The sequence below is a fragment of the Cedecea colo genome (genome assembly GCF_011808225.1).
In the GTDB taxonomy this organism is placed as follows: Bacteria; Pseudomonadota; Gammaproteobacteria; order Enterobacterales; family Enterobacteriaceae; genus Dryocola; species Dryocola colo.
Genome location: NZ_SOYS01000001.1, coordinates 233,355 through 245,764 on the forward strand (window position 1 = coordinate 233,355; position 12,410 = coordinate 245,764).

Genomic DNA, 12,410 nt, shown 5'->3' on the forward strand with positions numbered 1-12,410 from the left:
AAAAAGCCGCCGGAGTAGTGCTCTACTTTCAAAAGAGCATTTTACCAATGCGGCTTATCAAATTAACTATAATGGCCTTGCAGGATCCGTGGGTTCAATAATCCTGTCCGGGTCTTCAGGATCGATATCATCATCATCCGGTAAAGGTTCCTCGTCAGGGACGCGGGGAACAGGCTCGTCATCAGGAAGCGGATCAACCAAATCAGGGCGTTCGGACATTTTAACCTCCAACTAAACCTACGTTAAATAGGCTATTCAAAACTCATTTCTGGTTTTGTTTAGGTTTCTTTTCATCGTTTTTAGGCATTTTTTCCGGGTTCTTAGGTTGCGCTTTCGAAACCTGTAAGATAATGTTTTTCATCACACACTCCGGTAGGATAAGTAGCATTTTGCTACTCTCGAAGTATAGTTATTTACTCCTGTTACCGCGAGCGAGGCGGTATATATAAAAGAAGGAGCACGAGATATAACGTTAAAAGATTTTAAAATCGATGGGAATTTCATCGGGTTATAAATAACGTTCAGAATTATATCTGCACCGCCGGTTTAATTATTTGTTTCTCAGGCGTAAACCGCGCTCGCGTTTTCTGACCGCCGGGTGCTTAGATCTGTACGGAAAAAGCGGGTCACGAACTGAATCCGACCGTGACCCGGGCTATCATTCCCTGACCGCCTGCTTGTTTGCAGGTTGTTCAAGGATCATGGTTTGTGTCTGGCTGAGGCTGATACCTGCGGTACGAAGCATTTTGAGAATTTCATACAGCAGGTCGCTGCGCGTTGAGCTGACCATGCGCGGACTGTTCACATAGCCGGTTACGCTCAGCACAATCCCGGTTGGTCCCAGTTCTTTAAAGCTCACCGATGGCGGTGGGTTTTCCAGAATGGATTCATGCAGGGTATAGGCCTCGAGCAGTAAATTGCGCACCTGCTCCGGATCGATATCCAGCGGGAAGGTCAGCGCGATAGTCGCTACACCTTGCGCATTGCCCATTGTGGCGTTTCGTACGTTCTGCGAAATAAGCTGCGAGTTCGGCACGATTACCGTGGATTTATCCCCAAGCTGAATTTCAGTGGCGCGCACGTTGATGCGCCGAATATCGCCTTCCACGCCGCTGATGCTAACCAGATCGCCTACTTTTACCGGTCGTTCAGTGAGCAGAATAAGGCCGGAGATAAAGTTTTTTACAATCTCCTGTAAACCAAAACCAATCCCTACCGACAGGGCGCTGACAATCCATGCCAGCTTGTTCCATTCAATGCCCAGCATCGAGAGCGTCAGCATGATGATAAGCACGTAGCCTACGTTGGTGAACAGCGTTACCAGCGAGGCGCGCAGGCCCCTGTCCATCATGGTTTTCGGCAGGAAATCGTTATCCAGCCAACGACGCGTGGAGCGCAGTACATACCAGCCAATCCCCAGGCACAGCACGGCGTTCACCGCATGCGCCGGGATAATGTTCAACCCTTCGAGGCCCTTACCGCCCCAGATATCCACAATTTTGCTCAGCAACTCCAGCGGCGTGGTGGTCCCGAACGTACCGTTAAGCAGCGCAACGGCGGCCATCAGCAGCAGGGACGTTTTGCCTACCGCGGATAACAAAGTGGAAGCGAGCGACAGATGCCGGTCATTAAGGCTCAGCGTGCTTTTAAGGATTTTGCCGCTGTGGGTCGTAGGGGAAAATACGCTTTCGCACAAATCCACCACGAAGTGAATAAGCAAATACAGGCAGCTAAGCACCAGGCCAATCCACAGCAGTTCGAAGGTCACAAAGCGCGCCAGCGGGATGTAGCCTATCAGCAATGCCAGCAGGATCACGAAAGCCGTCAGGCTGATAATCAGGTGAATAATGCCGGCAAGCGTGGAGCGGGCTTCGGTTTGCTCTCCCTCAGCGCGCATTTTTCGGCGCATACGGTTGACGCGAAATGGGGCCACGAGGCAGTTAAGGGCAATCAGCAGGGCCGACAAGCCGTTACCGAACAGGGTTGCGTCAATGCTTGCGCCGACCAGCGCGTTCAACTGTTCAATGGTGCCGAAGATAAAGATAAACGTCGCCAACAGGATAGGGAACGTGGCCAGCGTTTTAGCCAGCGGATCGGCAATGCCCGGCAGACGCCAGGAAGGGTGGCGATTGGACAGTAACGCCATCCCCAGACCGGCGATTATCGCTGAGAAATAGGTGAGCCCAACAAGCTGCTCCGCAAATTCACCCACCTGCTCAGCGGTATCCGGCAGGCGCGTAAAAATATAGCAGATTAACTGCATGCTGATGCCCAGTGTCAGCATGGTACTCAGGGTGGTGAAACAGGCGAGGAAGCTGCGGCGAAAACGCCCCTGCGGCAGCCAGCGCGGCAGGATCCAGTTAATCGGCACATCCAGCGCTCTGCGACCGAACAAACCAATGCCCAGCGCCAGAAGCAGATAGAAACCGGTGCCGAAACGCCACTCTTCTTCCCATGCCTGAGCCCAGGCGTCGCTAATCTGAGCACCAAAGTTGCTAAAGCGGTTAGCGTCTTTGTCGCTCGGATCAAGAAGCGGCGTCCAGAATTTCTCGCTCAAAATACTGCCGGTGTTAAGGGCTATCTGGGTTTTCAACGCGTCGCGGCGCAGCCCGGAGATTTGCGCCGACAGGTTTTGCGCGCCCAGGAAAACGGCTTTGGTTTGCTCGATTTGCGTGGTGAGAAGCGTTTTGCTGTTATTTAACTGTTTACGCTGGCCGATCACCTGCGGGGTTTCAGTCAGCGTGCCCGGCGCGGGTGCCGGGCCAAGGACATCCAGCTGGGCCTGAACCTGCGTCAACTGCGGTGCCAGCGCCACGGACAGCTTATCGGCATCGCTAACGAGCTTCTGTGCATCGTCATTGAGCTGGGTGAACTGTTTATCGGCTTTCGCCGCAGAGACCCGCTGCTTCAGCGAATCCAGACGTTTTTGCAGCGCCGGTAGCTCGGTGCTGACGTTAATTTTCACCGGCTGTTCAGCGCCGGTTTGCCCGGTACTTTCATCTGCCTGAGCCAGAAAGGGGGTGAGCATCAAACAGGACAACAATGCCAGTAATAACGGCACTCTTAACATTTTTTGCATAGCAGAATGTACCCGAAGATCCGAAAAATGACGATTTGAAAGCAACCGGCTAAGGATACGCGTAATTTGCAGGAAAAATAGTTCCGTTTGTCTGACTCAGGCGAGCGATTACCTTCTGTCTGGCCTCTTACCGAATGGGCTGCCTCGTACAATAAGCTCCGACAGCGGTAATCCTTTTTCAATGGACAAGCATAACGCTTCAGTCAAGTGTTTTACGGTAGGTCTTTAACCCTATCCCGATAACAATAATGGCGATGGCAATCAGCGGCAGAAGCGATGGCAGTAATTCCATCGCCGAATATCCCTTCAACATGACTCCCTTTACCAGCCGGATAAAATAGGTCAGCGGTAAACAGGAGCCAATCGCCTGCGCCCAGCCGGGCATGCTGATAAAAGGGCTGATAAACCCGGAAAGCATAATGGAGGGAATAAAATAAAATGAAGACATCTGCAGCGCCTGCAGCTGGCTTTGCGCCACGCTTGAAATGGCAATGCCTATTGAGAGGCAAAGAAAGACGTACACCACCAGAATCATAAAGAGCAGGAAGAAGTTGCCAAGCAGCGGAATGTTAAACAGAAAGACGGCGGATATCAGGATCAGTAAAGACTGAAACATACCGATAAGTACAAAAGGCGTAATTTTGCCAACGATGACTTCCAGACTGGTTAACGGCGAAATCAGTAAGTTTTCTATCGCCCCATTTTCCCGTTCCCGGGTGATGGATAACGCGGTCATCAAAATAAGCGTGGTGCTGAGGATGGAACCAATAATGCCAGGAATAGTGTTGTATTGAGTAATGCCTTCTGGATTAAACATACGATGAATAACCAGCTCAAAATTATCGCTTGCCTCCTCGCTCCGCAATGCCTGCGGGAGATCGTGCAAAAACATCGTCTTAGCTGCCTGCACAATAGCGCTCAGGGCATTGCCGATTGTCATAGGATCGATAGCATCCCCCTGAATTAAAATCTGCGGCTTTTCCCCACGCAAAAGTTTTTCCGTAAAACCCTGCGGAATAGTAACAATAAAGATGACATCCCCTCTGACAAAAGCGTTATTAGCTTCCTCTTCAGACGCCATCTGCCGCATAGAAAAATAGCTGGTATTTTGCGCAGCGGTGACAAAAACCTGGCTCATGCGCTCGGTGTCATAGTTCAGCAATGCCGTGGGAACATGCCTTGGGTCCATATTTACCGCATAACCCAGGATAATAAGCTGAACTATCGGCGTCAGCACCACCATGCAAATGCTGATTTTATCCCGGCGAAGCTCATGCATCTCTTTAATTACAACGCCAATCCAGCGAGTAAAAGAAAAATTAATTGTTAATTTTTTCATCATGATTTTTCATCAGCCAGGTAAACGCATCTTCAAGATTGGTATCCACCTTAGCAATAGCGTAACTTCCACCCGTTACCGCTGTAATAAGCGCAGTTAACTGCGCTTCATCCCGCGAGGTAACAAAGAGATTATTGCCAAAAATAACCGTCTGCTCGACTACCGGAAACGGCTGTAACCGATTTTCTAAGGCCGGCAGGCCAGCGCCAGTGATTCTCATGGTGGTCAGATTAAGCGCCTGAATAATGGATGGAATAGTCCCATTAGCCAATAAATGACCGTATGAGAGGTAAGCCACTTTATGACAGCGTTCCGCTTCATCCATATAGTGCGTACTGACCAGAATGGACACGCCTTCCTCAGATAGCTGATGCAGCGTATGCCAGAATTCCCGACGGGCTTTGGGATCCACGCCTGCCGTCGGCTCATCAAGGAAAAGCAAAGAGGGCTGGTGCAGCATGCAGGCAGCGAGGGCCATTCTCTGCTTCCAGCCGCCGGAGAGCGCTCCAGCCAGCTGATGCTGCCGGGACTCCAGCCCCAGTTCGGCAAGCGTTCGCGCAACTCGTTCCCGGCGCTGTTGCAGATTATGCAGTCGGGCAATAAACAGTAAATTTTCACGGATGGTCAGATTTTCCCACATTGAGAAATGCTGGGTCATATAGCCGATACGTCTTTTTATGGCCTCACGCTGGGTGAAGATATCCATCCCCAGACAATGGCCGCTGCCCGAGTCTGGTGTAATCAGGCCGCACATCATTCGAATAGAGGTGGTTTTTCCGCTGCCGTTTGGCCCAAGAAAACCATAAATCTCTCCGCGTGCCACCTGAAGAGAAAAATCTTTCACCGCATGATGATGGCCGAAATGTTTATTGAGATGATGAACGTCAATACAAAGATCATTCATCGGTAAGGATTTCCACATTAAAGGGTTGCCCGATTTTTATCAGGCCAGCCTGTGCGCTTGCGGGAACGGCTTCAACCATGAAGAGCAATTTCTCACGCCGCCTGGTGCTGTAAATAACGGGAGGGGAGTATTCCGCTTCAGGGCTAATGTAATTAATAGCGGCCAAAATATTTTCGTTGCAGTTATCACATGACAACTGCGCTTTCATACCTGGGTACAGGTTCCCCAGCTGGCTTTCAGGAACAAAAAAACGAATTTTAATATTATCGTCTGGCAGCAAACTGATTATTGGTTTCCCGCCCACAGGGCGTTCGCCCTGGCGATACAGAACGTCATAAACGTACGCGTCCTGAGGTGCGATTAACGTACTTTGCTGGAGATCCCATTCGGCTTGATCCCACTGTAATTTTGCGGCTGCAACGCGTGATGCCTGATGCTTTATCTCCGCCTGCCGGGCAGGCAGCTGCTTCGCCTTCAGCTGATTGGCCAGCTCTTTTACCTGCGCGTTCTTTTGAGCATGATCGTCTTTGATATTTTCCCATTCGGCCGCAGAAACCATACGCGCCGCATAAAGTTTTCGATAGCGTTCAAGCTGACGTTGGGCCCGATCTGCCGCAGAGTGGGCGCGTTCAAGCTGCGAGCGGATAACGTCCAGCTCCTGAGGCCTATCGCCAGAATTCAGATTCACCAGCAGGGCTTTTTCAGCCTGATAATTTTTTTCTGCGCGCTGGCGTGCATTTGCTGCCGTGAACTTTTCCATTTCAACTAAAGCCTGGCCTGCAACGACTCTCTCCCCTTTTTTGACCAGCAGGCGATCGATTTTTTCCGTACTGGAAGCAGAAAGATAGATGAAATCCCCGTGGGAATAGCCAGAATAAAGACGCGTATCTTTAGAATCGCAACCTCCTGTACCCAGGACAAATATGAGAATAAGCATCTGCTTATTAATGGGCTTCATTAAAATATATATCCGTATGAAAAATAGGCGAACGAAGCATCGGCAGTTCTTTTGCACGAAGTAAAAGATGCGTCACCAGAAGCATATTGCAAACATAATCATGCTAACGACATTCGCTATCTTTGAGTTCGTAATAATGTTTAAAATACATCTCTTTCAGGCTGTTAATTTCACAAAGATTTAACCCAACAATAGAATTGAAACTGTCGTCTTTAGCGAATGATAAAATCTTTGAACCGCCTGGCCGATACCATTTTGCCGCTTGCTTATAAGGCCAGGGAAGCGTGCAACCCTGTGCTTTAAGGCCTTCTTTGAGTCTTTCCCAGTCAAGGAAGAAGTTATCACCTGAAAAAACATGGCATAACGCGGTATTCTCCATCGAATACGGGTTGACCGGCATACATATCTGCTCGTCAGTAGAAAAATACAGCTGATAGAAGTTTACAATAAGCCGTTGAGCAGCGTCAGTACAGGAATTCGGAATGGTCAACACGCCCAAAAAATAAGTATATTCCGGGCGTAGCTTAGTAAAACAGAAAATCCCCCGCCATAAGCAGTCGAGTGCATTAGTTTTCTGATGATGTGATTGAACAAAACCGCGACCGATTTCAAGGCTTTTTTCGAGGTAGGGCAAGGCGTTGTCATGATAGGTAAAAAGTCTATTGCTATAAAGCCCTTTTATTCCTGCGCCATTTATTGTTTCACTACTTCTTTCTCCACTGGTTATTGATTCTCCCGCAGGCATAACACGGTAAGCCCCGACAATTTCACCGTCCTGAGGTTGCCATAAAATAATATGATAATAATAAAGATCGTAACCATCATTATCACGTTTTTTCCCGCTACCGGCACCATACTCACGGAAGCAAAGTTCTCTTAAGCGGCCCAGTTCGTTAATAATAGGGGAAAGGGCTTCTCCCTGATAACGATAAACCAAAATAACTTTACCATCCCTGAAGGTTTTTAATACCTCACACAGCTTTACGGCATTGATTAACTCACGCTTATTTTCCGGCCTTGCTACGGCAGGAAGCGTAGGCAAGATGCCAGGCTCATTTTTCCCGGTCAGCAGAAGATGGCGCTGACACCGCTCGGCAAACTGGGGGTAAAGTTCTTTGCTGGAACTAGCTGAGGGCAATTTAATCTGCTCTCCTATTTTAACCCCCAGCGTCTTTCCTTGATGTCGCTTGCCTTCCCGGATGATCATCAGGTTAGATAGCTTACGCCACAGCGCTGCGGTTAAATAATATCGTGCGCTGTTGCGGCCTTTAATGTGAACGGGTATCAATGCAGCATTATTTCTTAGGGCAAGCTGTACAAACCCCACGTTCCATGGCTGTTCCTGCAAACCGGTCAGGGAAATAGTTGCCAGTTTACCGGCGGGGCAAATAATTAATACGCCGCCGTTTTTAAGGTGCGTATTCATTTCTGCAAACTGCCTGTGGCTCATTTTCCCGGCCATATTTTTTATGCCAATAGTAATGTCTTTTACGGCGGGGAATATCATCGGTAACACATGATTTGCTACGATTTTAATGTCTTTTCTTACCTTCGAGACAGTATTTACCAACGCTGCCCCATCCATTATCGTGGGATGATTAGAGATTACAATCGCCGGACCCTTTTGGGGAATATTATCATAATCATCGCGCTGAACTTCAAACTTAAGCCGGAGTGTTTCCACTAAATGCTGCACCCAATCCAAACCACTTTTTTCAACCTCTTCTTGTAATATGGCTAAAAATTTAGGCTTTCCGAACGCCAGTTTCACCAGCCAGAGCTGGAGAGGGGAAAAAGATTTATCAGGAAAGAATTCCGTGACGATACGGTTTAAAGTATCCATACTTTGCAAAATGCCTTTTACATGAACAGGTAAACTTGCCCCAATTTACGTTTTTCAATTAATCGGTGTCAATCAGGTTAATGCAGTTTAGGATTTTTTCATAAACGAACAAAGCTCGTTATAGTTTTATTTGTTTGCAGAGTAAAAGGTTAAGAAAAATAAATATAGATTTTGGTTTTCTTTGAGATCTCTTTAATAGTTTAATAAGATCTGATTAAAGGCTTCGATTAAAATCTTAAGGAAAAAACTGATTTATTGGCTGGGTGCAACGTTCATTACTTCTACGCTGGTGACCTAAGGCGTTCAAAAAAATGACGACAAGAAGCAATCGGGGTACAAATGGAGACGGCAGCAGGCCAAAAGTCCGTTTACAAGGCTGCTCGCTGGCATTACCGCTGAACAGCGGTTAACAGAATGTTAATCGTAATTGGTTAATTTTAAATGACTCGGGGTGCCCTTCCACGTGAAGGCTGAGAAACACCCGTATCACCTGATCTGGATAATGCCAGCGTAGTCATGGCAATTATCCAAGAGACAAATCAAAGGCTTGCACGAGTTTTCCTCTTCATTTTTATATTGTCACTCACAGAAATAAAATGACAAACATCTGTCAATCACATCGTCACCAGTAACGGCATCTGCTACGTCAACTTTCGCCTAAGAAGGCGCCAGGCGATGGTATAGGCGCTATTCCTGCGAAGGCGAGGTTTTAGCATGGTAGCGATGAAAAAGTTTGTGGGTCGGGCGCTTAAGCGGCCTGGAGGCTGGCAGAAGAGGATCTCGTTACTTTTAGCTTATATTGGGGCCAGGGTCACCCAGGCTTCGCTCGTGTTTGCGACTCTATTTCTTCAAGGATCTTTCGGTATTCCTCTTCGAATTTTGCTTTATTGAGCACCGTTTTCAGCGCCGCTTCCATAACCATTAATTCTATTTTGAGGGGATATTCCACATACATTCGGTAGCGAAATTCTTCCGCCCGGATCCCCACATTTTCATTCAGCGTGTTCACGCCGTTATGGATGCTTTTAAGAGAGGCCGCCACCTGCGCAAGAATTTTATTTTCGCTCATCAGTCATCCTTTTAAACGACGTTTCAGCCAGCAGTTTTGTCAGAGTCTGATGGAATTGCTCACGCTGTTGCGTCGTCAGCGTATCTATCTGAGCTTTGATTGTATTGAGCCGCGCAAAATATTCTTGCTGGACTTCGTCCTGTATTGCTTTACGTCGTGCCAGAGGAATTGTCGAAAAATTATCATTTTCAACAAAATCAGGGCTGACAATACCGACTGTAGCACGTCTGGTCATATTCACTATTCCCCTTAAAACAGGCTCATATTTTTCTTGTCACCATCACTAGTGTTATGAATGTCAAAACGCGAAATCAGGCTTATAAACGCATCACGTGGCGGGATAGTCCCGTCGAGCAAACCACGTAAGCGAAGCGCGCACCACAGGGCTACTGAATAGGCCTGACAGTTGATTGACTTACTGGGGTTAAATTCAATATCTGTGAACGCCGTATATGCCAAAACCTCTTTATTCCAGGGAACGATATTCAGTGCATTGAGATACAACCAGTCATAAAAGGCGGTCTTTGGCTCTAATTCCCAGACCTCCTCATCACGCTGCTCATTGGGACGAAATGAGAAATGTTTCAGCTTCCCGGAGTTTTTCAACTTCTCAGACTGTTTGGCTTCTTTTGGTGGTGCCAACATCAATTCGCGAAAGGGGCCTTGGATCCCACCAGATGATGTAAACACTTTGGAAGACTGAAACAGAGATTCTACATTGATAAACTGTCCATTCTTACTGGTTATTCCCATATTAAAAGCACTGAGCTTACGTCCCAGTTCATCTTCTGATTTGCTGGAGATCTCAAGTAATTTTGCTTCAGGAAAGCGCTTACTGAAACTGCCGTGCAGGGAAGCAATTGATCTTCGTTTCTGGCTAATCGACAGACCTGGAGACCATGAGAAGTCCACGTTAACAATCTCAACCAATGTCGGGCCATGTATTTTGGGAATAAATATCGGGCGGTTGGCCATAAAATTACCTGAATGAGAAACGGGCAGGATCAACAACAATATTGGCTTTTGGATGGGTTAGCCAGGACGGTATATTCTCTGTCGCGTAAAAAATGATGTCGCTGATAAAATGCACCGGAATAGAAGCCTGATGCAGGATCTCCGCCTGAACGTCGTAAGGCCGTTCCCCGCTATTCTCACCATTCACATCAACGAACAAACTTTGAAACGCACGGCATGTCTGACGCTCAGCAATACTGACTGCCGTCATTTCAGAGGAGGCTGCGTTATTTCGGCAGAAAATATTATGTTGTAAGAGATTAGCATGATCAAAGGACGGCGATGTTGGACCAGAAATAAGTTCCGGTTTTATTTTAAGTATCGCCCATTCATGATCCCGTAACCCCTGCGTATATTTATAGAGCATTTTGTTATTCACGTGTCCTACCGACAGCGAAATCGAATTACGAACCCCGTCCAGACGCAGGCCATCATTATATCTAAATGATTTACCGGAAGATTCAAGGATTTGACGTGTAAGTATACCGTGCTCAAGGATACTCTTTAAATTTGAGATATGGGTAAAGTGATATAACGCGGGCACAGATTTACGCGCCACACTTCTAAAATCTACTAAGTGCTTCCAGTCAAACTGTTGGATTGCATAAAAGTGCAAATGTCCTACTTCATGCATAAAAGCGTAGTGCAGGTCGGATGTATAGGCGGGTGATAGATGCGTCAGCCCGGTTATCGCATATCGCGTCAATAGAAAGTCACGAAAGCCGTCAACTCGGTTCAACAGCGCAGATGCATCGCGGATACTTAACGACTCTCCATCTATCGTCGGAGGAACGACAACAGGAGGGGCAACAATAGATGGAATAGTCAGTGGTAAATCAGCGAATAAAAGACGTGTTTGCGACGACGTCCGACGGCTCGTAACATTATGTTTTAGCACGTCATATGATGGGGCTGGAGGCCTTTTCTGCGGCGAAGCAGGTGGCGCTTTATTTTTATTGAGAATATTACCGATAACAGCTAAAACAAAAAGCACCCCGATCACTGTCCACATAAATGCCCCAGCTTGCCGCTATTATTTTATTAATATTGTATCGGTTGATAGTATTAGATCTTCTGACTGTGCTTCAAGCGGCAAATGAACACCCTGCTATTTTTGGTAGTGGTGGCAACGCTTGCACAGCAGCGTACAACCTTACGTCACTGTTTAACTTCAATCTTGAAGTATCTGTATCGCTCACCATTGCGAGTGAGCAAGACAGGTTGGGGATCATATTGGATTTCACCGCTAAAGCGTTACAGGGATATTTATAAAATCTATGGACTTTACAGGTGACATCTGGACAGTCGTCTACAGGTGGCTAATGTTTCAACTTAAACCGCAAAATAACACTTTTACTACAAAGTTTGAAAAATAAGGGGCTTGCGTCCTGAGGGACTCCCCGAAACATCATCAGTACACCATATGAAGTTTCGGTAGGTCTTCGCCATATCAGCATAAAACCTATCGGGATTCATTCCCGGCAATATCCTTGGTGATTGCCGAATGTCATTTTCACTCAAAGTCAGATATGGCAATAAACTGCGTGATTTCTCACGGTTTGCCTGAAACCATCGGTTTATCCTTTTGCTTGCAAGGAAATGTCCCGTTAACCACATAATGATTCTATACAGTGTCGCAACAACGCACAGCACAAATATCCGCTTTACTCCCCGGCTCTTGCGTGCCCGAAGTTCCGGACCATAACGCTCATTTTTTCATCCCGGAAGTTCTGTTTCATCTACATCCGGCGGCTGTCAATTTTCACTATCTCCTGTGGCTTATATCCCATCAGACTGGTAAAAAGTAGCCGCGTCTCATGAGCGTTTTTATGATATATCCTGTCTGTTTTGGGGAAGCGCTGGCTGCGGCATATGAGTTTGTTTTTGTGAGCGTTATTCGAACACACATACAACACTTAAGGCTAGGAGATATAAGATATAACGCAGTTGCTATTTTTGTGCGTAAAGTAAAGGGGACAAAAAAGAAGTACAACATGAGATAATGCGTGAGGAAGCGATCCCCTGCGAGGGCGAGCTTGCAACAGCAAGCCACTTCCCCTAAGCTGGCAAAAAGTAAGCTAATTTGTACTAAATGACTCGGGGTGCCCTTCCACGTGAAGGCTGAGAAATACCCGTACCACCTGATCTGGATAATGCCAGCGTAGGGAAGTCAGATGCCTGTCCGCATCCCTTCTTCACGCCGG

10 protein-coding genes, 1 pseudogene and 2 riboswitches are annotated in these 12,410 nt (G+C 47.3%); all 11 genes and pseudogenes read right to left on the reverse strand.

Features of this window, described 5'->3' with window-relative positions:
* Nucleotides 1–66: 66 nt before the first annotated feature.
* On the reverse strand, nucleotides 67–219 hold the full coding sequence (locus tag E2L00_RS01035; protein ID WP_167605793.1) for a hypothetical protein: 153 nt from the start codon (nucleotides 217–219) through the stop codon (nucleotides 67–69).
* A 439-nt stretch (nucleotides 220–658) separates the two neighbouring features.
* Nucleotides 659–3,079, reverse strand: coding sequence for a DUF3772 domain-containing protein (locus E2L00_RS01040; protein WP_167605796.1), 2,421 nt, complete (start codon nucleotides 3,077–3,079; stop codon nucleotides 659–661).
* Nucleotides 3,080–3,278: 199 nt separating this feature from the next.
* The gene (locus E2L00_RS01045) at nucleotides 3,279–4,418 is read right to left on the reverse strand and encodes an ABC transporter permease (protein WP_167607489.1); all 1,140 of its coding nucleotides are present in this window, start codon (nucleotides 4,416–4,418) and stop codon (nucleotides 3,279–3,281) included.
* Nucleotides 4,399–5,322, reverse strand: coding sequence for an ABC transporter ATP-binding protein (locus tag E2L00_RS01050; protein ID WP_167605799.1), 924 nt, complete (start codon nucleotides 5,320–5,322; stop codon nucleotides 4,399–4,401). The genes E2L00_RS01045 and E2L00_RS01050 overlap by 20 nt, the downstream gene beginning before the upstream one ends.
* A complete protein-coding gene (locus E2L00_RS01055) occupies nucleotides 5,315–6,280 on the reverse strand; it encodes an HlyD family secretion protein (protein WP_167605802.1) in 966 nt (321 codons plus the stop codon). Before E2L00_RS01055 ends, E2L00_RS01050 begins: the two co-directional genes overlap by 8 nt.
* Nucleotides 6,281–6,383: 103 nt before the next feature.
* Complete coding sequence (locus E2L00_RS01060) at nucleotides 6,384–8,123, reverse strand: lysophospholipid acyltransferase family protein (RefSeq protein ID WP_167605805.1); 1,740 nt, start codon at nucleotides 8,121–8,123, stop codon at nucleotides 6,384–6,386.
* A 437-nt stretch (nucleotides 8,124–8,560) separates the two neighbouring features.
* Nucleotides 8,561–8,657, forward strand: a riboswitch (TPP riboswitch).
* A 277-nt stretch (nucleotides 8,658–8,934) separates the two neighbouring features.
* Nucleotides 8,935–9,192, reverse strand: a complete 258-nt coding sequence (locus E2L00_RS01065; protein ID WP_167605808.1) for a hypothetical protein — start codon at nucleotides 9,190–9,192, stop codon at nucleotides 8,935–8,937.
* Entirely contained in the window at nucleotides 9,179–9,427 is a 249-nt protein-coding gene (locus E2L00_RS01070; protein ID WP_167605811.1) for a hypothetical protein, read from the reverse strand. The genes E2L00_RS01065 and E2L00_RS01070 overlap by 14 nt, the downstream gene beginning before the upstream one ends.
* 14 nt (nucleotides 9,428–9,441) lie before the next feature.
* On the reverse strand, nucleotides 9,442–10,167 hold the full coding sequence (locus E2L00_RS01075) for a DarT1-associated NADAR antitoxin family protein (protein ID WP_167605814.1): 726 nt from the start codon (nucleotides 10,165–10,167) through the stop codon (nucleotides 9,442–9,444).
* A 4-nt stretch (nucleotides 10,168–10,171) separates the two neighbouring features.
* Nucleotides 10,172–11,218: a DarT ssDNA thymidine ADP-ribosyltransferase family protein gene (locus E2L00_RS01080; RefSeq protein WP_167605816.1), complete on the reverse strand. Its 1,047-nt coding sequence runs from the start codon at nucleotides 11,216–11,218 to the stop codon at nucleotides 10,172–10,174.
* A 344-nt stretch (nucleotides 11,219–11,562) separates the two neighbouring features.
* A pseudogene (locus E2L00_RS21460) lies at nucleotides 11,563–12,071 on the reverse strand (transposase family protein); the annotation flags it as partial.
* Between the two features lie 223 nt (nucleotides 12,072–12,294).
* Nucleotides 12,295–12,391: riboswitch (TPP riboswitch) on the forward strand.
* The last annotated feature ends 19 nt before the right edge of the window (nucleotides 12,392–12,410 follow it).